Genomic DNA, 23,377 nt, shown 5'->3' with positions numbered 1-23,377 from the left:
CCCCGCGCCAGCGTCGACGCGCCCTGGGAAATCCCGGAGCGCGCCAGCGAGCACAGCCGAATGGCCGAGCTGGGCGTGAGCGACATCCAGATCGAAGAAGAGTCGTACCGTTGAACCACACCGCCGTAAAAAGGAAGCAACCGCCGTGCGCTTGATCGACACTCACACTCACCTCGACTTCGACCCCTTCGATGCCGACCGCGGTGAGGTGCTGGCCCGCTGCGCCAGCGTAGGTGTCGAACGAATCCTGGTGCTCGGTGTGCATCAGGCGAACTGGGACCGGGTCTGGCAGATGGCGCTGGACCAGCCAGCCGTGTATGCCGCCCTGGGGCTGCACCCGGTTTTCCTACAGGATCATCGACCGGAACACATCGACGCGCTGCGTGACTGGCTGCAGCGGTTGCGAGGCGAGGACAAGCTCTGCGCCATCGGCGAAATAGGCCTCGACTACTACATCGAGGACCCGGACAAGGATCGCCAGCAGCAGCTACTCGAAGCGCAGCTCGAACTGGCTAACGAGTTCGAGCTGCCAGTGCTGCTGCATGTTCGCCGCGCTCACGCCGAGATGATCGCCACGCTCAAGCGCCACAAACTCAAGCGCACCGGTATCGCCCACGCCTTCAGCGGCAGCTGGGAAGAGGCCCGCGAGTACATCAAGCTGGGTTTCAAACTTGGGTTGGGCGGGGCAGGCACCTGGCCTCAGGCGCATCGAATGCACCGGGTGCTGCAACGGCTGCCACTCGACAGCATCGTCCTGGAAACCGACGCGCCCGACATCACTCCCCACAGCCACGCTGGCCAGCGCAACAGCCCGGAATTCCTCCCGGACATCTGCCGTGAACTGGCCGAACTGCGCGGCATCAGTCCCGAGGAACTGGCCGAGTCGAGCTATCGCAACAGCTGCGAATTGTTTGGCTGGGATTGACTGTTCAATCCGCGCCGAAAATGCTCGACTGAGCCGCGAAAGAATCAGACGCGGAACGCCCCGATCAATTGCTGCAGTCGCCCGACCAGCTCGGTGAGTTCGCGACTCGCCTGCTCGGTGTGGCCGGCGCCTTCCGCGGTGCGCTGCCCAGCCTCGTTGATCGCGACAATGTTGCGATCGATGTCGTGGGCGACAGCGGTCTGTTGCTCGGCCGCCGCGGCGATCTGCTGGTTCTGATCGACGATGACACCGACCGCGCCAAGGATGTTCTCGAGCGCCTGCTGAACCTGTGCCGACTGGCTTACGGTCTCCTCTGCCATCGAATGGCTGGCGTGCATGGTCTTGACCGCCGCGCCGACCCCGCCCTGCAGGCGGCCAATCATCTGCTCGATTTCTTCGGTGGACTGCTGTGTGCGCTTGGCCAGGCTGCGCACTTCGTCTGCCACGACAGCGAAGCCGCGGCCCTGCTCGCCCGCGCGTGCCGCCTCGATTGCGGCATTGAGCGCCAGCAGGTTGGTCTGTTCTGCCACGCCCTTGATGACATCCAGCACCTGACTGATGGCTTTGCTGTCGCTTGCCAGCTGATTGATCACAGCGACCGATTGTTCGATCTCGGCCGCCAGCAGACCAATGCCGCTCACCTGCGCCTCGACCAGGGTGCGACCGCTGACGGTCTCCTCGTTGACGCTCTGCGCGCTGCCGACGGCGGCTTCGGCGCTAGTGGCTACTTCCTGCGCAGTCGCTGACATCTCGTTCATCGCCGTGGCGACCTGTTCGATCTGCCCGCGCTGCTCGGACACCGTCTGGTTGCTCTCGCCGGAAACTGTCTCGACGCGCGACGCCTGACGTTCCACCTCGCCCACTGTATGCCCGACGCGCTCGATGAGCTCACGGATCTTCGAAACGGTCTCGTTGAACACCTGGCCCAGCTCACCCAGTTCGTCGCGGCTTTGCACCGTGAAGCGTGCCGTCATGTCACCAGCAGCTACTTTGTCCATGGTCGCGCCGAGGCTGCGCAACGACGCACGGGTCGATATGTAAAACGCGCTGTAGAGGTAAACGACAAGCACAAAGACCAAAGCCAGCGCGGCCAGCAGCAGCACCATCAGCAATTGCTTCTGCTCGAGGCGCTGCTCGAGCTCGTCATCGAGAAAGCTGAGAATGGCGTCATTAAGCGCATAGGTCTTGGCCATCTCGGCGCTGATCAGGTCGTAGAATTTTTCCCAGGGCTGATCCAGGGCTTCGGCCATGATCACCTGATCCTGAAAGATGTCGCTGCTCGACTGCAGCGAGTTGCGGCTGGCCGTCGCCTGAGCATCCAGCTGGCGCTGCGCGGCAGGGCTGCTGCCCAGCACATCCTGCAGCTGGGCAGCGTATTGCGCCTGCTGTTTCTCCAGCTCGAGCAAGAGGTCGTCCAGTTTGTTGCTGGCATCGGAGTTCAGATAACCCTGGCCGAAAGTATAGGAGCCCACCGCTCGACCTTCACCGAGCGCAGCGGTGATGGATGGCGTCGCCGAGGTCAGAAGTTCGGAGAGCAGCCGTACATCGCGCTGACTGTCCTGGCTCAAGCCCGACTGGCTGGCGATCAGCTTGATCATTACCTGGGCCTTGCCCAGCAACGCACGAGCCATCGCAGCCTTGGCCTGCAGCGACTGCTGCGATTGCGCCTCACGCAGCGCGGCGTCCAGTTCATCCCGCCGCTGGTTGAATTCAGCGACCTGCTCGGGGTTGTCGCTGACCGGTGTCAGGCTCTGCATCCGGGCGGAAAGTTCTCGTTCGGCATTGGCCAGGCGCGTCACCAACGCCTGCACTTCACCGGTCTGGCCGATGATGCCTTCGATCTCGACCAGATCTTTCCAGTCTTCCATCTCCCGGCGCAGTTGCAACGCCGTGCCCAGCAGTTCAAGGCTGCGCAGCTCCGTGCGAGTGCCCACAAACTCGCGGTACGAGTCGCGTACCAGATAGAAGTTGGTCAACAGCATGGGGACGAAAAAGAGAACGCTGATCAGGCTGAACTTCATGCCGAAGCTCAGGCGGTTCATCAGGGCGATAGCCGGATACAACAGACTTTTCAAAAGACGTCTCCCAATTTTTGTTGTATTGCCGGCAGCGTCGAGGCTGCGACAGGGCTCGTCAGAGAATGGTGCGAGAAAACTTATACGGGATATCGGACGGGGCCTGTGTAACTTAAGGTAATGGCAAACTGACACCCCAACAACTGGCAGAAGACACGCCGATTCCGGCATATCCACCACACTTATGCAGGGCGTCCGCAGCTCACGCTGGGCGTTATCGACGCGTTAGAGAAACAGAATCCAGAGTGCGATCGCTGCGTACCAAAGGATGCGAGCGCGCACGAGCAGGGCGGCAAGGCTGTCGAGCCGCTCGATGCCGGCCTCCCCGACGTAGGATTCATCCAGATCGGCCGCGACCGGGCCGACCTTGGCCAATAGCTGCGAGGCAGGCACGCCCCAGTGCAACAGGTCATCAAGGATGGCGCGATTGGCGGCGACGAAATTGCCGACCAAGCCAAAGCTGGCTGACAGCACACGCACCGGTAGCCAGTCGAAGGCATGCCTGAACTGCCCTGCCCGCTCGCGCACGGCCTCAGACTTGGCATGTTCCAGGGTCAATGCCAGCAGCCGGTAGGCCAGCGCCGCTACGGGGCCGAGCAGCACATACCAGAAGATCACCGCAAAGAACCCTTGGTGGCTGCGCCAGAGCAGCTGTGCTTCCACAGCACGCAGCAGGCTCGGAGCATCCGTCGCACTGAGCCCCAGATCACGCTCGGCGACCAGCGCAGCGGCTTCGTCATCGCCACGGCGCCAGGCATCGCGGAACGCTCCGAGCTCGCGCTTGCTCTGACCGCGACCGAGACTGTAGAGCAGCACCAGCAGATGCAAGGGCAGGCTTAGCCAGCCATAGGCCAGCGGCTCGAGCGCTAGCAACAGCATGCCGAGCAACAGCACAGGCAGCAGCACCAGCAAGAACACGCTCAGCCATGGCTCATGCCTTGCCTGCGCACCGCCCTCGATGCGCGCCAGCAGGCGCAGCCAAGGCCCGTCATCCTGTACCCCGCGACGCCAATCGGTGAGCTTATCGATGACCAGCGCCAAGAACACCACGAGAAAAATCATCTGTCGAATCCTGTCAGGGCAGTCTCACACCACGATTGAAGCGGTGCGCAAACGCTGCCAGTCAAATGCGGGGCCGGGGTCGGTCTTGCGACCCGGCGCGATATCGCTATGGCCACAAACCCGCTCCGGCGTGATTGCCGGATAGGCTTGCTGAAGCAGACGACACAGAGAAGTCAGGCTGTCGTACTGGGCTTCGCTGAATGGCAATTCATCAGTGCCCTCCAGCTCGATGCCAAGGGAGAAATCGTTGCAGCTTTGCCGATCACCGAAGCACGACACACCGGCGTGCCATGCGCGATCAAGGCAGGAGACGAATTGGGTAATCGCGCCGTCACGTTCAATCAGGAAGTGCGCTGACACCTGCAGGTTTGCTATTTGTTCAAAGAAGGGGTGCTCGTCACAGGGCAGGCAGTTCTGGAAGAATTGCTGGACCTTTCCGGTTCCGAACTGGCCCGGTGGCAGACTGATGTTGTGAATGACCAGCAGCGAAATCTCGCCGTCCGGACGCAGGTTGAAGTTGGGCGAAGGGCAATGGCGAACGCCTCGGCACCATCCTGTCGCATGATCCAACTGCATCGCGGCGAAACCTGGCTGAACGAAGGCCTGCAGGCTAGCGCCTGCAGCCGCCCCGCTGCAAGCAGCCTGGTTATTCGAGATCCATCACCTGCTGAGGGGCCGCGCGCTTCTCATCCCGGCGCGAAGCCAGGCGGTCGGCCAGGCGCGTCGGTTCAGGCAGGCGATAGCGGGTGACATACCGCATGACCAGTTGCGGTGCGGTTTCCAGGCTGACGCGGTTGCCCGGTGAAATGATCAACGGGCGTACCTTATCTTTGCTGCGCAGCACGGTACCGATAATCCTGCCGGTCTTGTCTACAAGATCAACCTGCTCGCCACGCCGCTCGCCGAGCGGCTGATGCAGACCGGTAAGGATTTTTTTCGCCACGCCGATGGTCGGCAGGCCGGTAACAACCCCCAGATGCGCCGCAATACCGAGGTAGCGCGGATGTGCGATGCCGTGCCCATCAGAAAAAATCAGATCGGGCGTCTGATCGAGGGATTCGAGTGCTTGCAGCACGGCCGGCAACTCACGAAACGACAACAACCCGGGAATGTAGGGCATGCAGGTCGGAATCCGTGCCAACGCCTGCGCCAGCGGCTCGAGGGTTTCGGCATCGAGAAGAACCGCAGCGGCACGGGTAATCTTGCCACCGTCTTCGAAGCCGACGTCGACGCCCGCGATCAGCTTTAACGGACCAAAATCGTCGCTCAGTACAACCTTGTCAGCCAGCTGGCTCTGGATCTCGCGCGCGGCAGCGGTGTTTCCATCCCAGCCGCGAAAGTCGGCACGAGGTTGTGGTGTATGTGTGGTCATGGTGCCCCTCTTTGCCTGATCAGACGGTCAACCGTAGGTACGGTTCCACGAGCCATCCTCAATTTGGACTGGACAGTCAGGTAAAAAAATAAGACGCTCCCGCCGAACCGCGGCAGTTTCACCCTCTTCAACCCCACAATAACAAGCCTGATCACGCATGCTCACCGACCCTCCATTGAAACGTATCAGTATTCTGGCCACAGACGGTGTGTTCGCATCCACCCTGCTGCATGCCAAAGACTTCTTCCACATGGCCAGCCTGCGCTACGGCAAACAGCTGGGACTCGATCTCAACCCGGCCTTCGAGACCTCATTGGTCAGCCCGGACGGGCGCTCGGTCAGTACATTCAGCGGTCCGCGCATTGAGGTGGACAGCGCCCTGGATGACGCAGACGCCGTGATTCTGCCGGCCTTCTGGGGCGACTTTGGCGCGATCAGCCAACGCTATCCGCAGGTGTCGCGCTGGCTGCAGGAGCGGCATGCGGCCGGCAGTGCTATTTGCGGCGAGGCCAGCGGCGCCTTCTGGATGGCTGAAGCGGGGTTGCTCGATGGCCGCGAAGGTACGACCCACTGGCGTTTCGCTCAGGAATTTGTCGCACGCTTTCCGCGCGTGCTGTTTACCCAGGAAAAGCACCTGACCGACAGCGACAATCTTTACTGTGCGGGTGGCACCACATCAGCCTGTGACCTGTATATCCATCTGGTCGAGCGCTTTTGCGGTGCACATATTGCTCAGGGCATGGCGCGGGACATTCTGTTCGAGGTCCGACGTAACTACAGCCCAGGGAGAATTGGCTTTGGCGGACAGAAGCTGCACCTGGACACCCGCGTTCTGCAGATTCAGGAATGGCTCGAAGAGCATTTTGCGGAAAAGTTTCGTTTCGAAGACGTGGCGCGCGATCACGGAATGAGCATCCGCAACTTCATGCGGCGGTTCCAGACGGCGACCGGCGACAAGCCCCTGCACTACCTCCAGCGATTGCGCATCGAAACGGCGAAGAACCTGCTCTCCACCACCCGCAAGAGCATCAAGACCATCAGCTACGAAGTGGGTTACGACGACGCGAGCTTCTTTGCCCGGCTGTTCCGTCAGCACACCGAATTGTCACCCAATCAATATCGGCAGCAGTACCGGCATAAGAGCAGCTGAAGGCCGGACAGCGTCCGCCTCCTTCCTGCTCGGGCAAATGCTTGGAACGCCAATGTAGCGCTCTCCAGCGCGCTCGGCGGGCTTCACACCCGCCTTCGCGTTTTTCTTCGTCCAGCTTTCCGGCCATTCGGCGCACCGGCTGGCTTAACGCCGTCAGGGTTTGTGCGGGCGCGCCAGATATTCGTGTGACTGCATCTCGAGCAGACGACTAAGGGTGCGCTGGAATTCAAATTCCAGACGCCCGCCGGCGTATAGGTCCTTGAGCTCGACTTCAGCGGAAAGGATCAACTTGACGTTACGGTCGTAGAACTCGTCAACCATGTTGATGAAGCGACGCGCCATGTCGTCCTTGGAAACATCCATCCGCTCGATGTTGGAAACCAGCACCGCATCGAAGATCTTGCCCAGCTCGATGTAGTCGTTCTGGCTACGCGGGCCATCGCAGAGTTCGCGAAACTCGAACCAGGCCACGCCACTGGCCACTTTGCGCGCGACGATCTCGCGGTTTTCGATCATCAACGCTTCGTTTTCCTGAATCCGGCACTGCTCGGCCAGCAGGCTGCGAAAGCTCTTCTCCAGGCTCTTCTCGGCCTCGGCATCGAGCGGGAAGTGATAGAGCTCGGCCTGTTCCAGCGCGCGCAGGCGGTAATCGATGCCGCTGTCGACGTTGACGATTTCGGTGTGTTGTTTCAGCAACTCGATCGCCGGCAGGAAGCGAGCACGTTGCAGGCCATCCTTGTAGAGACCGTCCGGCACGATGTTGGACGTTGCAACCAGACTGACACCGTTCTTGAACAGCTCCTCTAGCAGTGTCGCGAGAATCATCGCGTCGGTAATGTCCGAGACGAAGAATTCGTCGAAACAGATCACCCGCGACTCTTCCGCAAAGCGCTTGCCGATGATGGTCAGCGGGTTCTTCTCGCCCTTGAGCGTGCGCATCTCTTCGTGCACGCGTTTCATGAAGCGGTGAAAGTGCGTACGGGTCTTCTGCTCGAATGGCAGCGCATCGAAGAAGGTGTCGACCAGGTAGGTCTTGCCGCGACCAACGCCACCCCAGAAGTACAGCCCTTTCACGGGTTCCGGGTTCTTCTTGCCGAACAGCTTGCCGAGCAGCCCGGACTTGTTGCGGTCATCGGCGATCAGGTCGTCATACAGACGCTGCAGATGACGCACCGCGGTTTCCTGGGCGGCATCGTGGAAGAAGTCAGGACGTTTCAGGTCTGCCTGATAGCGCTCAAGAGGGGTCATGGCGGGGTCTGGGTAGTGAAACGGGGCCGACACTTTAGCCGCGCCCTCGGTGGTTGGCAATTTACGCAGGTCGTTCAATCGCTGGAGCCTCGCATGAGATCAGCAGGGACGCGCCGACAACGCTGTATCGGCCCATCCGCTGCGGGAATTACGCAGCAAGTGTCGTCAATGCCTGACGCAGGCGCAGCATGGCTGCTTCCAGCGTCTGCTCATCGGCGTAGCTGGGGCTGTCAGCGATACACTCGCCATCCAGCCACAACGTGAATTGATTTCCTTCATCGGCCCGGAGTTCCAGCGCATCCGCACCTTGCGCTACCAGCCGTTGGCTGAGCGAGCCAACCGCCTTGGGATCGCTGAAAGGCCGCGACAGCAGCAACTCCTCACCATCGGCGGCAAAAAACCGGAAACGGAAACTACCGTCAGCTTCGCGGAAGCTGGCGAAGCGAGCAGCCTTGCCGCCCTTTTTCTTCGCCGGTGTGGCACTGGCCACTTCGCTGCGGAAGTTTCGCAGCCCCACCGATTCCCGCAGTTCACCGAGGAACGGCGTCGCAACCTTCCGCGCCTTGGCGGCGCCGGCCTGAAGAATATCCTCCAGCTCTCCGGGGCGCTGCATCAAAGCGTGATAGCGCTCGCGCGCCTCGCCGAGCTCGCAATCAAGCAGATCGAACAAACGCTGCTTGGCCTCGCCCCAGGCCAGGCCGTCGAGCAATTCAGCGCGAAACTCAGCCAGCTGCGCCGGGGTGGCGAACGCGTGGTAAATCGTGAACAGGTGGGAGTTGTCTGGATCTTTCGGCTCGCCGGGCAACTTCGAGTCAGTCACGATGCGGGCAATCGTGCTCTTGAGCTGCTTGGCGCTGGCAAACAACGGGATAGTGTTGTCGTAGCTCTTGGACATCTTGCGCCCATCGAGCCCGGGCAGCGTCGCCACACTTTCCTCGATGACCGCAGCGGGAAGGGTAAACAACTCCTTGCCCTTGCCAAACAGGTGGTTGAAGCGCTGACCGATGTCACGCGCCATTTCCACATGCTGAATCTGATCACGCCCGACCGGCACCTTGTGTGCGTTGAACATGAGAATGTCGGCCGCCATCAGCACGGGATAGCTGAACAGTCCCATGGTGATGCCTGCATCCGGGTCCTCACCTAGCTCGACGTTTTTATCTACGGATGCCTTGTAGGCATGGGCTCGGTTCAGCAGGCCCTTGCCAGCGACGCAGGTCAGCAACCAGGTCAGCTCGGGGATCTCGGGGATATCGGATTGCCGATAGAACGTAACCCGTTCGGCATCAAGTCCACAGGCCAGCCATGTGGCAGCGATTTCCAGACGCGACTGCTGGATGCGCAGCGGGTCGTCGCACTTGATCAGCGCATGGTAATCGGCAAGGAAGTAGAAGGAATCGGCATCGGCTTCCCGGCTGGCCACGATAGCCGGTCGGATGGCGCCGGCATAGTTGCCCAGATGGGGCGTGCCGGTGGTCGTGATACCGGTCAGGATTCGGGTTTTCATACGTTGTTCTCGATTCAGTCGACGCAAACGGCTAGCCAGCTGGCAGTTTGTTGAAAAAGGCACAGAGCCAAGGCAGCTCGCGACACGGTATGCGCGGCAGGTCAGTTCACCTGACCCAATCGTGGCGCGACCAGCTCTTTCAGCTCCACCAGCTTGCCATGGAAAAAGTGCCCGCATTCTGCCACTTTCAACAGCTCGTGGGGACGCTGGAGCCCGTCAGAGAATGCATGCACGGACGCTGGCTCGATGACCTCATCATCATCGGGCTGGATGATGGTCAACTCACAGCGTTCGGCCAATTGCTGATCTTCCAGGCGCGAGACCGCCGGTGCGACCAGGACCAAACGATCCACGGGTTCACCGCGCGCTTCGACCCGACCCGCTAGCGCCGCAGCGACGAAGCCACCGAAGGAAAAACCCAACAGCGTCAGCGGCAGCTCCGGGCGCTGCGCCTGCAACCAGCGCAGCGCGGCCTCGGCGTCGTCGACCTCTCCAGTATTCATGTCATGGCTGCCAGCACTGCCGCCAACGCCGCGAAAGTTGAACCGAAGCGTGGCATAGCCTGCGTCACGTGCCGTGCGCTGCAAGGTCGAAACCACCTTGTTCAGCATGGTTCCACCCTTGACCGGGTTGGGGTGACAGATCAACGCCAGTCCGCATGCTTCGGGCTGATCGAAATACAGGCCCTCCAGCACGCCGGCCGGACCCTCTATGGATATGAGGTTTTCACGTTTCAACAAAATAACTCCGTGACCTTGGGGCTAGTTGACTCGTCTTGCTTGCACCTGCGTGGTGATCGCTGGATCGAGTTGCGGTATACAGGGCAGGAACGAGACGTTAACGTATCAAGCCGTGGAAAAACCACCGCATCAGGCGGTGCAGCCCCGCGAAAAGCAGCTGCGTCCCGGCCCGGCAGTCGCCCTGCCCGACCGCCAGCGCAAGGTTTCGCTGCTGAACAGCACAGCCGTTTTTATAGAGGAAGTATTCGTGGAACAGACCTTCGCGACCTGGTTGCTCCCGATCGTCGGCGTGATCGTCGGCATCGTCATTGGTTACCTGATTGCGCGAAACAGCGCACCGAATAGCACGCAGCGCCAGGTGGACGAACTGCAGGAGCGCCTGGATACCTATCAAAGCGAAGTGGTTACCCATTTCAATACTACGGCCAGCTTGTTGCGCAAGCTGACCAACAGCTATCAGGACATGCAGGATCACCTGTCAGAGGGCGCAGACAAATTGGCGCTCGACGAGCAGACTCGCCAGCGGCTACTCGCGGCGCTGCATAGCGAAGAAAACCACAGCCATCGCGAGCGTCTCAATTCACCAACGTTCACCGAGCCGCCGAAGGATTACGCACTCAAGGACGCGGACGTCCCCGGTACGCTGCACGAAAATTTCGGACTGAAGAGCAAGCACTGAGCCTGACCGGCGGCACTCGGTGCCGCCTCGTTATGCGCTACTGCGTCAAGCGCATGGACAGATCGACCGCCCGCACATGCTTGGTCAACGCGCCGATGGAAATATAGTCCACACCGGTCTCGGCAATCGCGCGCAGCGTACCGTCGTCAATCCCTCCGGATGCCTCCAGCTTCGCTCGTCCCGCTGCCATGGCTACCGCTGCACGCATGTCAGCCAGGCTCAACTCATCAAGCATCACGACATCAGTGCCCGCACGTAGCGCCTGCTCCAGCTCGTCGAGGCTCTCGACTTCAACTTCTACCGGCTTGCCCGGAGCAATGCGATGCGCGGCCGCAACGGCTTCGGCAATCCCGCCGCAGGCAGCGATGTGGTTTTCCTTGATCAGGAACGCGTCGTATAGACCGATTCGATGGTTATGGCAGCCGCCACAGGTGACAGCGTACTTCTGCGCCAGACGCAACCCCGGAATGGTCTTGCGCGTGTCGAGCAACCGCACACCGGTGCCCTCGACGAGGTCGGCATACTCTCGGCAACGGGTCGCAACCCCTGACAGGGTCTGCAGGAAATTCAGCGCCGTGCGTTCACCACTGAGCAGCGCACGTGCGGGCCCCTCCAACTGAAAAAGTACACGGTCAGCGGCAACCTGCTCACCATCGGCTACCTGCCAATGCACGGCCACCCGCGGATCCAGCTGTCGGAACACGGCATCGACCCACGCCGTGCCACTGATGACAGCCGCCTCGCGGGTGATGATCTTCGCCTGGGCGAGCCGCTCTGCCGGAATCAACTGCGCGGTGATATCACCGGCACCCAGGTCTTCGATCAACGCGCGACGGACATTGGATTCTATTTCGGCGGAAAGATCCGCAAGAGTGAGATTGGTCACGAAGGGCTCCCATGCAATTGGCGAAAGTATACGGCGCGCATTGATCTGTCGCAGCGGTGAAAGAAGGGAATGTATGAGGGCCGAAGTGGATTTACGCTCACGCTTTGTATGGGTTTCCTACCGCTAGGAGGATTTCCGCGGAGCATCTGTGAGCTGCTTCATGTCCAAGACAGAACCCAGAATTCATTGCCGAACCAGACGCCTATAATCAGACGACAGATTGGCGCCATGTAAATGGCTATATGCCACTACTTTACTAGCCGTTGCCCGCTATTCACTATCAACGGCCTGACAAGTGTTGTTGAGCGCCCTCAAAGCAGGCGACCGGAGTGTTCCATGCGAACTGATGCGAAAGTGGTGCACCTCAAGGCAGCCCCTGAGCAAAAGCAGACCTCAGCGGCAGGCAGACTTCCTGTCGCGCTCATCAATGTCCGCGATAAAGCCGCTCAGCAACTGCGCCTGGCATTGCAGACACTATTCGACAACGCGGACGACTCGCTCTTCGAGATTGCCGATCGCGCCACCAGCAATGCCGAACAGAACGCTTTTTTTGAAGCCATGCGTGACCTGCGCATGAAGCGCCGCGGGATCGAGCGCAGTTTCCTGCAACAGGTTTTCGAGTCTTTTTCCAAGCTCAACCAGTACGAGATTGGCAAGCCGGCGCCACAGGAAGCATCCTTTGAAAGCCTGGCTTTGGTGCAGAACGACGAACTGGAAGAGTCGGTTGCGATCGACACCATGGTCGCCAAGGTCATGAGCCGCGCCAGCCAGCCACTCAGCCATCTCACCACACGCATGAATGTGCTGGTGAGCAAGAAGCTCGACGACAAGAACAACCCACTCGGTCCTCAGCAACTGTGCCTGTACTTTCTCGAGGCCTGCCGAAGCCTGGGCGTTGAAATCAAGGTCAAGCTGATCATCCTCAAGCTGTTCGAGCGCTATGTGCTGACAGATCTTGAGCAGCTTTATGCCGATTCCAACCAAGTACTGGTGGCGGCGAACGTCCTGCCGGAGTTGCAATCAGCGCCGCCACGTCGCTCGAGCCGCCCAGCCACGTCAGGAAACAGCCCTTCAAGGTCCGGTGCGGAATTCAGCGAACCAGCCTCTTATGTTGACAGTGGCGTTCAGGAAGCCTTCGGAAGCCTGCAGGCATTGCTTTCCGAACTGCGCGGAAGTGCGCTGCCGGCCCGCAACCTGCCCAGCGACGCCATCCCGATATCCAGCAACGATCTGATGCGGCTGCTCTCGCATTTGCAGTCACGTGCTCCGCTGCAGGTCGATGAATTCGACTTGCAGGGTCAGCTCGAGCAATTGCTGCATCGCGTCAGCGCCAAGAGCGGCAAGTCACGTGTCGTCGGTGAAGTCGACGAGGATGTCATCAACCTCGTGTCGATGCTGTTCGAGTTCATTCTCGATGACCGCACCCTACCCGACTCACTCAAGGCATTGATTGGACGGCTGCAGATCCCCGTACTGAAAGTTGCGGTCTTGGACAAGACCTTCTTCAGCCGCGGCAGCCACCCGGCCAGACGTCTGCTTAACGAGATCGCCTCAGCCGCAATGGGCTGGGCGGATCAAGATGAGGTTCAACGCGACAGTCTGTACCAGAAAATCGAGCAGATTGTTGCTCGCCTGCTAAATGACTTCGTTGATGATCCCGCCATCTTCTCTGAACTGCTCGCAGATTTCCTCGCATTCACTGGCGACGAGCGACGCCGCAGCGAGCTGCTGGAGCAGCGCACGCGGGACGCCGAGGAAGGCCGCGCCAGGGCCGAAATGGCCCGCCAGGAGGTCGAGCATGCACTCAATCAGCGACTGCTCGGCAAAACACTGCCCGAGGTGGTTGTTCGACTGTTGCAAGAGGCGTGGAGCAAGGTTCTGCTGCTGACCTGCCTGAAACACGGTACCCAGTCGGAACAATGGCAGGCCGCGCTTGCCACCATGGATGACCTGATCTGGAGCGTTGCGCCCCACGAGGACCTCGAATCGCGCGCACAACTGCTGGAGCTGGTGCCAAGCCTGCTGAAAAACCTTCGCGAAGGCTTGGTCAGCGCAGCGTTCGACCCCTTCTCCACCAGCGACTTCTTTACCCGACTCGAAGCGCTGCATGTGCAGACCCTGCAGCAGCTCAACCAGCCTACCAACCTTGCGCCAACCTGCGAACCGCTCGAGCACAGCGATACCGCAGTCGAACAAAAGCTCGAGCTGCCACCGCGCGAAGATACCGCCAACGAGGTGGCGCAGCAGGCGATGGTCGAGGTCAACGAGGAGATTGTTCTACTCGCTCCTGGCGAAACCCGCGAACACGAGCCGGAAATCAATCTCGACGACAACGACGAAGCACTGGCGCAGGTCGACAATCTGCGAGTCGGCAGCTGGGTCGAGTTCCAGGAAGACGAAGAGCACAAGCTCCGCTGCAAGCTCGCCGCAGTGATCAAGCCCACAGGCAAATACATTTTCGTCAACCGTACCGGCATGAAGGTCCTCGAAAAAACCCGCATGGGCCTCGCGATAGAATTCCGTCGTGACGCCATTCGCCTGCTCAACGATGCCTTGCTCTTTGATCGGGCGCTGGAATCGGTGATCGGCAATCTCCGTAGCCTGAAAAACAACAACGGGCGCTAGATCAGGAGGGGCATTCGCCTCCTCCCCTAACTAGCTAATCGTCATGGCACACCGCCCCAACTATTGACCGCGCCAAACCTGAGCCAATGCGCAGGTGCCGTCACGCTTGGCTTTTGCCCTCGCGCCGCTAGAATGCCTGCATCCCCTTTTCGAGGTGCGTATGCCCAGCCGCCTGAAACCCGAAGACCAGGAACGCGTTGACCGCTACCTCAGCTCGCCTCAGCACCAAGTCGAGCGCCGGCCTTTTCGGCCCTGGCTGCTCCTTGCGCTGGTTCTGGCGGTGGTCCTTGGCCTGGGACTACTGAGCCGCCTCCTGAGCCGTCTGGTCCTATGACCGCCACGATCGCCGCCTGGCGCCGAACCGAATTCCGTAGAGCCTTATGAGTCCACTCCATGACACATCGCATCGTAATCGTTGGCGGCGGCGCCGGCGGCCTGGAACTTGCCACCCGCCTGGGTAGAACCCTGGGCAAGCGGGGCAAGGCGCGCATCACCCTGATCGATGCCAACCTGACGCACATTTGGAAGCCTTTGCTACACGAAGTGGCCGCCGGCTCGCTGAACTCATCGGCCGACGAGCTCAACTATGTGGCGCAGGCGAAGTGGAACCACTTCGAATTCCAGATGGGCCGTATGAGCGGCCTGGAACGCGAGCGCAACTGCGTCCATCTTGCCGCCTCGCTCGATGAGCACGGGATCGAACTGGTGCCGGCTCGCACGCTGAGCTACGACACGCTGGTGATCGCGGTCGGCAGTACGACCAACGATTTCGGCACCAAGGGCGCCGCCGAGCACTGCATCTTTCTCGACACACGCGAACAAGCAGAGCGCTTCCACCGCTTGCTGCTCAGCCACTATATGCGCGCCCATGCCAGCGAAGGCCACCAGAGCACCATTAACATGGCCATCGTCGGCGCCGGCGCCACGGGCGTCGAGCTTGCCGCCGAGCTTCACCACGCCGCACGCGAGCTCGCAGCCTACGGGCTGAACGGCATCAGGCCAGAAAACGTCCACATCACACTGATCGAAGCAGGCCCACGCGTACTGCCTGCGCTGCCGGAGCGAATCAGCCAGCCTGTCCACCAGACCCTCAGAGACCTGGGCGTTACCGTACTCACGAACGCCGCAGTGAGTGAGGTGACCGACGACGGCTTGCATACCAAAGATGGAAACTTTATTCCGGCCGCATTGAAAGTCTGGGCTGCCGGCATCCGAGCACCAAGCTTCCTGAAAGACATAGACGGACTGGAAAGCAATCGAATCAACCAGCTGCAGGTGCTTTCCACCCTGCAGACCACACGGGACGAGAACATATTCGCCTTCGGCGATTGCGCGGCATGCCCGCAACAGGACAGCGATCGCAACGTCCCCCCGCGAGCGCAGGCGGCGCATCAGCAAGCATCGCTGCTCGCCAAATCGATCGCTCGGCGGCTTGAGGGCAAGGACCTGCCCACTTACCGCTATCGCGATTATGGTTCCCTGATATCGTTGTCGACTTTCTCTGCGGTAGGCAACCTGATGGGCAATCTCACCGGCAACGTGATGCTGGAAGGATGGCTGGCACGGATGTTTTACGTTTCCCTGTATCGGATGCATCAGATCGCGCTGTACGGCGTCGCGCGTACGGGCCTGATGATGATCGGGGACAAACTCAGCACCAGCACGGTACCGCGCCTCAAGCTGCATTAACTGAGGCAAACAGCGCCAGCGCAGCTCACCATGAGAGGCGCTGGACTAACGACCCGTTTTTTAGCGACACGAGATGGGTAAACGCGCGGAGAAAATTTAGGCAAAAAAAAACCGGGAGACCCTTGCGGATCTCCCGGCTTCTCACGTCTCTTGCGAGACGATTTTGGTGGGTCGTGTGGGATTCGAACCTACGACCAATTGGTTAAAAGCCAACTGCTCTACCAACTGAGCTAACGACCCAAAAATGGTCGGGGTAGGGGGATTCGAACTCCCGACATCCTGCTCCCAAAGCAGGCGCGCTACCGGACTGCGCTATACCCCGATTGGATTTTGGCTCCGCGACCAGGACTCGAACCTGGGACCCAATGATTAACAGTCATTTGCTCTACCGACTGAGCTATCGCGGAACTTCATTTCCAGCTCCTCGGGTGGTCTGCGTTACCGCTTGCTTTCCCCCCTCAGAGGCGCGCCATTTTACGGTTCTCGGCGCGGCTGTCAACAGAAAAAATGCGATTTACTACAATGATTTGCACGACGCAGCAGTGCCACCCGCTCCGCTAGCGTCGGCGCCGCCGGCGGCGCTCCAAAAGAACGCGCCGACGCCGCGTAAATCAGGCGAAGACGATCTCGTCACCCTGCACGCTCCCCGAGATACTCGAACCGGGCTCGAACGCCCCAGAAAGGATCTGCTGCGCCAGCGGATTCTCGATCCAGCGCTGAATGGCTCGTTTCAACGGACGCGCGCCGTAGACCGGGTCGTAACCCACTGCAACCAGTTTATCCATGGCCTCGTCACTCAGCTCAAGACTCAGCTCACGCTCGGCCAGTCGCTGCCGCAGGCGGCTCAGCTGAATGCCGGCAATACCCGCGATCTGATCGCGAGCCAGCGGATCGAAGACCACCACCTCGTCGATACGATTAATGAACTCCGGCCGGAAGTGATGACTCACCGCATCCATGACTGCTGCACGCTGCGCATCAGGATCGCCTACCAGCTCCTGGATCTGCGCCGACCCCAGGTTCGACGTCATGACGATCACCGTATTGCGGAAATCCACGGTCCGCCCATGGCTGTCGGTCAGACGCCCATCCTCAAGCACCTGCAGCAGGATATTGAATACATCAGGGTGCGCCTTCTCCACCTCGTCGAGCAGAACCACCGAATAGGGTTTGCGGCGCACGGCCTCGGTCAGGTAGCCGCCTTCCTCGTAGCCCACATAACCCGGTGGCGCCCCAATCAGACGCGCAACCGAATGCTTCTCCATGAACTCCGACATATCGATACGGATCATCGCCTCCTCGGTGTCGAAGAGGAACTCGGCCAAGGCCTTGCACAACTCGGTCTTGCCAACCCCGGTCGGACCGAGGAATAGAAAGGAACCGCTGGGGCGATTTGGATCAGCCAGCCCGGCCCGCGATCGGCGAACCGCATTGGCCACCGAGACGACCGCCTCGTGCTGCCCTATCACGCGCTGGTGCAGCAGGCCTTCCATCTTCAGCAGCTTCTCGCGCTCGCCTTCGAGCATTTTCGACACCGGAATACCCGTCCACTTCGAGACGACTTCGGCGATCTCCTCATCAGTTACCTTGTTACGCAGCAGCTGATTTTCGGTCTTGCCGTGTTGATCGACCATCTGCAGGCTGCGCTCAAGGTCTGGGATGATGCCGTATTGCAGCTCGGCCATACGCGCCAGGTCGCCCTTACGCCGCGCAGCTTCCAGATCGGCCTTGGCCTGTTCGATCTTCTGCTGCATCTGGGCGGAGCCTTGCACTTCGGCCTTCTCCGACTTCCAGATCTCTTCAAGGTCGGCATATTCACGTTCCAGCTTGACGATTTCCTCGTCGAGCTTGGCCAGGCGCTTGCGGGTGGCCTCGTCGTCCTCGTTCTTCAGTGCTTCGCGCTCGATCTTCAGCTGGATCAGGCGCCGATCCAGACGATCCAGCTCCTCGGGCTTGGAGTCGATCTCCATGCGAATGCGGCTGGCCGCCTCATCGATCAGGTCGATGGCCTTGTCGGGCAACTGGCGGTCGGTGATATAGCGGTGCGATAACTTCGCCGCGGCAATGATCGCGCCGTCGGTGATGGAGACACCGTGGTGCACTTCATAGCGCTCTTTCAGGCCGCGCAGAATGGCGATGGTGTCTTCTTCACTTGGCTCATCGACCTGCACACGCTGAAAGCGACGCTCCAAAGCAGCGTCCTTTTCAATGTACTGGCGGTACTCATCAAGCGTGGTCGCCCCGACGCAGTGCAATTCGCCGCGCGCCAGGGCAGGCTTGAGCATGTTGCCCGCGTCCATAGCACCCTCGGCCTTGCCGGCCCCGACCATGGTATGCAGCTCGTCGATGAACAGGATGACGCGCCCTTCCTGCTTGCTTAGCTCGTTGAGCACGGCCTTCAAGCGTTCCTCGAACTCACCGCGGAACTTGGCCCCAGCGATCAGCGATCCCATGTCCAGCGCTAGCAGGCGCTTGTCCTTAAGTCCGTCCGGCACCTCACCGTTGACGATGCGCTGCGCCAAGCCCTCGACTATGGCGGTCTTGCCTACGCCAGGTTCGCCAATCAGCACCGGGTTGTTCTTGGTACGCCGCTGCAGCACTTGAATGGTCCGGCGGATCTCGTCATCGCGACCGATCACCGGATCGAGCTTGCCGTCCTCGGCACGCTTGGTCATGTCCACGGTGTATTTATCCAGCGCTTGACGCGACTCCTCGGCATTGGGGTCGTTGACGGCCTCGCCACCGCGCAGATTGCTGATGGCGTTTTCCAGCGCTTTTTTGCTCACGCCCTGATCCAGCAGCAACTTGCCCAGGCGACTGCTGCTGTCCAAAGCCGCGAGCAACACCAGCTCACTGGAAATGTATTGGTCACCCTTTTGCTGCGCGAGACGATCAGCCTGATTGAGCAGCCGCGCCAGATCCTGCGACATGTTCATGTCACCGGTCGGGTTCTGCAGTTTCGGCAATTGATCGAGTTCTTTGCTCAGCGCCTGGCGCAAACCATTGATATCGAAGCCCACCTGCATCAGTAGCGGTTTGATCGAACCGCCCTGCTGCTCGAGCAGTGCCTGCATCAGATGCAAAGGCTCAATGGACGAGTGGTCGAAGCCAACAGCAATGGATTGGGCATCGGAGAGCGCAAGTTGAAGCTTGCTGGTCAAACGATCGATACGCATGGAATCACCTTTCTAGGTAAAGCAGGCCGTGCAATGAAACGCACTCCGAACGAAAGCCTGCGAGATGAACCTTAGATAAGGCTGATTGTTGGAGATTCAAGCCGCACGACCTTGACGCAGGTCAGCCCGGTGGCGTAAAGCGAGTCAGGGGTGAAGTGCCAGGAACAGGTGAACAGCCGCTCAGTCCAGCCAGATCAGGCTGGCGAAGCGTCCGGTGCAGGCGGCACGGCGATAGGAGTAGAAACGGGGATCGCTGACGGTACAGAAGCCGCCACCGAACACAGCCGTAATGCCGCAGGCAGCCAGACGGATTCGCGCGAGCTGGTAGATGTCAGCCATGAAGCGACCCGCATTGTGACTGGGGATAAAGGCGTCGGAACAAGCCGGGTGGCGTGAGGTGAAGGCATCACGCACCTCGCCGCCGACCTCGAATACCGCGGGCCCTATCGCCGGGCCGAGCCAGGCGATCAATTGCGCGCCAGGCACCGCCATCGCCGCCACTGTGGCCTCCAGCACGCCAGCAGCCAGCCCGCGCCATCCTGCATGCGCAGCCGCAACACGCGTGCCGTCGAGGTTGCAGAACAATACCGGCAGGCAGTCGGCAGTCAGTACTGCACAGGCAATACCCGCCTGGTCCGTCCAGCTGGCGTCGGCTGTAGGGCAACTATGCGGATCGGCTTCAACGGCGATACACGAGTGGACTTGGCTCATCCAGGCAATTTTGCAACCAAGCAGACACTGCAGATCCTGCCGATTTGCCGACACCCGCTCGGGCACATCGCCTACGTGATCGCCCAGGTTGAAGCCATCGAAAGGCGCTTGACTCACACCACCGCTGCGCGTGGTGACGCACGCTCTCACACGCCGAGGCGCGGGCCAGTCGGGACGGATCCAGCCTTCTGGCCAGCCGCTCACCCGCTAAACGCCTCGCGATCCTGCTGCAGCAATGTCAGCAGCCAGACGAAATCATCCGGCAACGGCGATTCCCATTTCAGTCGCTCCCCGCTGACGGGATGGTTCAACCCCAGAAAGCGCGCATGCAATGCCTGGCGCGGAAAATCACGCAGCGTTTGCACCATGGTCGGGTTCGCAGCCGGTGGGATACGAAAACGCCCGCTATAAAGTGGGTCACCCACCAGCGGATAGCCGATATGCGTCATATGCACCCGGATCTGGTGCGTACGCCCGGTTTCAAGCTTGACCCGCACATGCGTGTGCGACCGGAAGCGCTCAAGCACCCGATAGTGACTCACAGCGGGTTTGCCGCCCTCCACCACAGCCATGCGCTGACGCTGCTGGCCATGCCGACCGATGGCTGCATTTACGGTACCCCCGGTGATGATCACACCGATGACGATGGCCTCGTAGATGCGGCTGACACTGCGCGCCTGCAGCTGCTCGACCAGACGCGTCTGCGCCTGCAGGGTCTTGGCCACCACCATCAGGCCGGTGGTGTCCTTGTCCAAGCGATGGACGATGCCGGCGCGCGGCACGTTAATCAGATCCGGGACATGGTGCAGCAAGGCATTGAGCAGGGTGCCATCGGCATGTCCGGCGGCTGGATGCACCACCAGCCCGGACGGTTTGTTCAGCACCAGGATGTGCTCATCTTCGAAAACGATATCCAGCGGAATGTCCTGCGCCACCCACTCACCCTGCGCCTGCTGCTCGGCAGAAAGCTCCAGAACAGCACCCGCATGCACGGTATCGCGAGGCCGCAGCGCCATACCGTCGACGGTCAGCTGACCCTCTTTGATCCAGGCAGCGAGACGCGAACGGGAATGCTCAGAGAACAGCTGTGCGGCGACTTGATCGAGGCGCTGCCCGCCGAGGTCAAATGGCACCTCGGCGCGGAGATGAATGGCCTGGGTGGTGATCGTGGACATAATTAAGGGCGCTTCAATAGTTGGAGAGGCAATCGTGCGATTCGACCGATTGCGACAGGCGATGAGCCGCTGCATGAGGAAGGAGGCGGTGCCCCTGATCGACTGGCAGGACGCCTATGGGCAGATCCTGCGTCTAAGCAGCGCTCGACAACGGCACGGGTGCAGCCTTTGGTTTCAGCAACACGCTTGTGTTTAAATACCGCGTCTTTGTCCCGGCCAGCCGGGGCGCCCATCATAACAGGACGGCTCAGCGCAAGACAGCCAGCCGTCACAGGGACGCAAGCCGCCATGCAAGTGAAACACCTGCTGCTGATCGCCATTTTCTCCCTTACCGCTGCCTGTTCGTCCAACGACACCATCAGCGAAAACCTCGGCGAAGCGGAACTGTACCGGCAGGCACAGGCCGACCTGGACAATAAAAGCTTCACCAGTGCAATCAACAAGTTGAAGGCCTTGGAGTCCCGCTACCCTTTCGGCCGCTTCGCCGAACAGGCACAACTTGAGCTGATCTACGCGTATTACCGCAACACCGAGCCGGAAGCCGCTCGCTCCTCGGCCGAGCGTTTCATCCGTCTGCATCCGCAGCATCCAAGCGTGGACTATGCCTACTATCTAAAGGGCCTCGCGTCCTTCGACCAGGATCGCGGCCTGCTGGCGCGCTTCCTGCCGTTGGATATGACCAAGCGTGACCCCGGCGCTGCACGAGACTCCTTCAACGAGTTCGCCCAGCTGACCACCCGCTTTCCAAACAGCCGCTATTCCCCCGATGCCAAGGCACGGATGGTCTACCTGCGCAACCTGCTGGCGGCCAACGAAATCCATGTCGCAGACTATTATTTGCGTCGCCAGGCCTACGTTGCCGCAGCCAACCGCGGGCGCTATGTGGTGGAAAACTTCCAGGGCACACCCGCAGTCGGTGACGGTCTGGCCGTCATGACCGAAGCCTATCAGCGCCTTGGACTCGACGATCTCGCTGGCACCAGCCTGGAAACACTCAAGCTGAACTACCCGCAACACCCCAGCCTGGAAGACGGCGAGTTCGTGCCACGCCAGGAGGAGGTCGATAACCGCAGCTGGCTATCCCGCGCCACACTTGGCCTGATCAATACCGAGAACAAAGCGCCGGACCGCTCGCAATCCAACCGCGATGTGGTGCGTCAGTATGAGAACGCCGCACAGGATCTCCCGGATGAACTGCGCCCTGTGTTGAGGGAAGCGGAAGCCGAGGCTGCCAACGAAGAGCAACGCGAAGACCGCTCCTGGTGGAGCTACCTAACCTTCGGCCTGTTCGACTGAGTATCCAACCGCAGCCTGCCAGAACGGCAGGCCCGCACGGCTTAGCCAGGAAGTAGAGATATGGGCCTGTTTCGACTGTTGTTCTGGATCGTCCTGATTGCGGCGGCGTTCTGGCTCTGGCGCCGCGTGACCAGCAGCAAGTCCGCTGCCGCTAATAAACCTCAACAGACCACTGTCATGACCGTTCGCTGTGTTCAATGCGGCGTACACCTGCCACGTGAGCAAGCACTGCAGAGCAGTGACCGTTGGTATTGCAGCCAGGCGCATCTGGAACAGGACAACAAGTCGGGTGGGAACTGAACGGCTGACGTTTTTCGGTTACACAGGCCGACGGATCCTTCGGCTCTATCATCTTTATCGTGTCGTAATCGGCCTGGTGCTGGTTCTGCTGATCAGCAGCGATCTGCACAGCGACCTGATGCGCATGATCAACCCCTCGGCGTTCTACTACGGCGCCTGGCTCTACCTGATCTTCAACATCTTCGCTGCCGTATTGCTGCAGAACCCCAAGCGGGAACTGCCGGTGGTGGCGCTCGCGTTACTGGACGTCACCCTGCTAGCCGCCCTGTTCTACTTCGCGGGCGGTACGCCAAGCGGTATCGGCAACCTGCTGATCGTCGCGGTTGCGATTGCGAACATCCTGCTGCACGGCCGTGTCGGCTTTTTCATCGCCGCAGTCGCTGCAACCGGCCTCATCTATCTGACGTTCTACCTCAGCCTAAGCGACAGCGCGGCGAGCAGTCAGTATGTCCAGGCCGCCGCACTTGGCACGCTGTGTTTCGCCGCCGCGCTCCTGGTGCAGGGCCTGACCAGACGGCTGCAGGTCAGCGAAACCCTTGCCCGCCAGCGCGCCGAAGAGGTCGCCAATCTCGAAGCCTTGAACGCCCAGATTCTGCAACGCATGCGCACCGGCATCCTTGTCCTCGACTCTCAGGAACGCGTGCTGCTTGCTAATCAGGGAGCCCTCGAACTGCTCGGACAAACATCGCTGACCGGCGAACGGCTGGCGCCTCGCTGTCCGGAAGTTATCAAGGGCCTGCAGCGCTGGCGTGAGAACCCCA

At 60.4% G+C, this 23,377-nt stretch carries 20 protein-coding genes and 3 tRNA genes; 9 read left to right on the top strand and 14 right to left on the bottom strand.

Going from position 1 to position 23,377, the window contains the following annotated elements:
- The first annotated feature begins 145 nt into the window (after positions 1 to 145).
- The gene (locus tag PSTU_RS0106110) at positions 146 to 925 is read left to right on the top strand and encodes a TatD family hydrolase (RefSeq protein ID WP_019340158.1); all 780 of its coding nucleotides are present in this window, start codon (positions 146 to 148) and stop codon (positions 923 to 925) included.
- 44 nt (positions 926 to 969) lie between these two features.
- Here the strand turns inward: PSTU_RS0106110 and PSTU_RS0106105 are convergent, their stop codons facing one another.
- The 4 genes from PSTU_RS0106105 to nfi all read right to left on the bottom strand — a co-directional run bounded on the left by PSTU_RS0106105 (position 970) and on the right by nfi (position 5,434).
- The gene (locus PSTU_RS0106105; protein ID WP_019340157.1) at positions 970 to 3,000 is read right to left on the bottom strand and encodes a methyl-accepting chemotaxis protein; all 2,031 of its coding nucleotides are present in this window, start codon (positions 2,998 to 3,000) and stop codon (positions 970 to 972) included.
- A 225-nt stretch (positions 3,001 to 3,225) separates the two neighbouring features.
- Entirely contained in the window at positions 3,226 to 4,062 is an 837-nt protein-coding gene (gene ampE / locus PSTU_RS0106100; protein WP_019340156.1) for a regulatory signaling modulator protein AmpE, read from the bottom strand.
- Between the two features lie 24 nt (positions 4,063 to 4,086).
- Positions 4,087 to 4,638, bottom strand: coding sequence for a 1,6-anhydro-N-acetylmuramyl-L-alanine amidase AmpD (gene ampD, locus PSTU_RS0106095; protein WP_019340155.1), 552 nt, complete (start codon positions 4,636 to 4,638; stop codon positions 4,087 to 4,089).
- 70 nt (positions 4,639 to 4,708) lie between these two features.
- Positions 4,709 to 5,434: a deoxyribonuclease V gene (nfi, locus tag PSTU_RS0106090; protein ID WP_019340154.1), complete on the bottom strand. Its 726-nt coding sequence runs from the start codon at positions 5,432 to 5,434 to the stop codon at positions 4,709 to 4,711.
- Between the two features lie 157 nt (positions 5,435 to 5,591).
- Here nfi and PSTU_RS0106085 point away from each other — a divergent pair, with 157 nt between their 5' ends.
- Positions 5,592 to 6,584 carry a GlxA family transcriptional regulator gene (locus tag PSTU_RS0106085; RefSeq protein ID WP_019340153.1) on the top strand — a complete coding sequence of 331 codons (993 nt, stop codon included), beginning with the start codon at positions 5,592 to 5,594 and terminating at the stop codon, positions 6,582 to 6,584.
- 153 nt (positions 6,585 to 6,737) lie between these two features.
- Here the strand turns inward: PSTU_RS0106085 and zapE are convergent, their stop codons facing one another.
- The 3 genes from zapE to PSTU_RS0106070 form a co-directional block, all read right to left on the bottom strand.
- The gene (zapE, locus tag PSTU_RS0106080) at positions 6,738 to 7,832 is read right to left on the bottom strand and encodes a cell division protein ZapE (RefSeq protein WP_019340152.1); all 1,095 of its coding nucleotides are present in this window, start codon (positions 7,830 to 7,832) and stop codon (positions 6,738 to 6,740) included.
- Between the two features lie 148 nt (positions 7,833 to 7,980).
- The gene (locus PSTU_RS0106075) at positions 7,981 to 9,339 is read right to left on the bottom strand and encodes a tryptophan--tRNA ligase (RefSeq protein WP_019340151.1); all 1,359 of its coding nucleotides are present in this window, start codon (positions 9,337 to 9,339) and stop codon (positions 7,981 to 7,983) included.
- A gap of 101 nt (positions 9,340 to 9,440) precedes the next feature.
- Positions 9,441 to 10,079 (bottom strand): alpha/beta hydrolase, encoded by a 639-nt coding sequence (locus PSTU_RS0106070; protein ID WP_019340150.1) that lies wholly within the window; start codon positions 10,077 to 10,079, stop codon positions 9,441 to 9,443.
- Positions 10,080 to 10,326: 247 nt separating this feature from the next.
- Between PSTU_RS0106070 and PSTU_RS0106065 the strand changes: the two genes are divergently transcribed.
- Positions 10,327 to 10,758 carry a YhcB family protein gene (locus PSTU_RS0106065; protein WP_029404639.1) on the top strand — a complete coding sequence of 144 codons (432 nt, stop codon included), beginning with the start codon at positions 10,327 to 10,329 and terminating at the stop codon, positions 10,756 to 10,758.
- 37 nt (positions 10,759 to 10,795) lie between these two features.
- Here PSTU_RS0106065 and nadC read toward each other — a convergent pair whose 3' ends face one another.
- A complete protein-coding gene (nadC, locus tag PSTU_RS0106060) occupies positions 10,796 to 11,644 on the bottom strand; it encodes a carboxylating nicotinate-nucleotide diphosphorylase (protein ID WP_019340148.1) in 849 nt (282 codons plus the stop codon).
- A 336-nt stretch (positions 11,645 to 11,980) separates the two neighbouring features.
- Between nadC and PSTU_RS0106055 the strand changes: the two genes are divergently transcribed.
- The 3 genes from PSTU_RS0106055 (at position 11,981) to PSTU_RS0106045 (ending at position 15,958) form a co-directional block, all read left to right on the top strand.
- Entirely contained in the window at positions 11,981 to 14,269 is a 2,289-nt protein-coding gene (locus PSTU_RS0106055; RefSeq protein WP_019340147.1) for a DUF1631 domain-containing protein, read from the top strand.
- 160 nt (positions 14,270 to 14,429) lie between these two features.
- Complete coding sequence (locus tag PSTU_RS20505; protein ID WP_019340146.1) at positions 14,430 to 14,603, top strand: DUF3094 family protein; 174 nt, start codon at positions 14,430 to 14,432, stop codon at positions 14,601 to 14,603.
- A gap of 59 nt (positions 14,604 to 14,662) precedes the next feature.
- On the top strand, positions 14,663 to 15,958 hold the full coding sequence (locus tag PSTU_RS0106045) for an NAD(P)/FAD-dependent oxidoreductase (protein WP_019340145.1): 1,296 nt from the start codon (positions 14,663 to 14,665) through the stop codon (positions 15,956 to 15,958).
- A gap of 164 nt (positions 15,959 to 16,122) precedes the next feature.
- Here the strand turns inward: PSTU_RS0106045 and PSTU_RS0106040 are convergent.
- The 6 genes from PSTU_RS0106040 to rluD all read right to left on the bottom strand — a co-directional run bounded on the left by PSTU_RS0106040 (position 16,123) and on the right by rluD (position 21,020).
- Positions 16,123 to 16,198 (bottom strand) — tRNA-Lys (locus tag PSTU_RS0106040).
- A 5-nt stretch (positions 16,199 to 16,203) separates the two neighbouring features.
- Positions 16,204 to 16,280: transfer RNA gene (locus PSTU_RS0106035), tRNA-Pro, on the bottom strand.
- Positions 16,281 to 16,289: 9 nt separating this feature from the next.
- A tRNA-Asn gene (locus PSTU_RS0106030) sits at positions 16,290 to 16,365 on the bottom strand.
- A gap of 204 nt (positions 16,366 to 16,569) precedes the next feature.
- Entirely contained in the window at positions 16,570 to 19,134 is a 2,565-nt protein-coding gene (gene clpB, locus PSTU_RS0106025; protein WP_019340144.1) for an ATP-dependent chaperone ClpB, read from the bottom strand.
- Between the two features lie 180 nt (positions 19,135 to 19,314).
- On the bottom strand, positions 19,315 to 20,049 hold the full coding sequence (gene pgeF / locus PSTU_RS0106020; RefSeq protein WP_019340143.1) for a peptidoglycan editing factor PgeF: 735 nt from the start codon (positions 20,047 to 20,049) through the stop codon (positions 19,315 to 19,317).
- Positions 20,046 to 21,020, bottom strand: coding sequence for a 23S rRNA pseudouridine(1911/1915/1917) synthase RluD (rluD, locus tag PSTU_RS0106015; RefSeq protein WP_019340142.1), 975 nt, complete (start codon positions 21,018 to 21,020; stop codon positions 20,046 to 20,048). Before rluD ends, pgeF begins: the two co-directional genes overlap by 4 nt.
- Positions 21,021 to 21,308: 288 nt before the next feature.
- On the opposite strand from rluD, the gene PSTU_RS0106010 reads away from it, so the two are divergent.
- From PSTU_RS0106010 to PSTU_RS0106000, 3 genes are all read left to right on the top strand, one after another.
- Complete coding sequence (locus PSTU_RS0106010) at positions 21,309 to 22,316, top strand: outer membrane protein assembly factor BamD (protein ID WP_019340141.1); 1,008 nt, start codon at positions 21,309 to 21,311, stop codon at positions 22,314 to 22,316.
- Between the two features lie 60 nt (positions 22,317 to 22,376).
- Positions 22,377 to 22,616, top strand: coding sequence for a PP0621 family protein (locus PSTU_RS0106005; protein WP_019340140.1), 240 nt, complete (start codon positions 22,377 to 22,379; stop codon positions 22,614 to 22,616).
- A partial coding sequence (locus PSTU_RS0106000; protein WP_019340139.1) for a PAS domain-containing protein occupies positions 22,606 to 23,377 on the top strand: 772 nt, incomplete at its 3' end. The genes PSTU_RS0106005 and PSTU_RS0106000, both read left to right, overlap by 11 nt.

Origin of the sequence: Stutzerimonas stutzeri SDM-LAC (genome assembly GCF_000235745.1) — a bacterium.
Lineage (GTDB): Bacteria > Pseudomonadota > Gammaproteobacteria > Pseudomonadales > Pseudomonadaceae > Stutzerimonas > Stutzerimonas stutzeri_H.
This window is presented reverse-complemented; position numbering and strand designations above follow the sequence as displayed.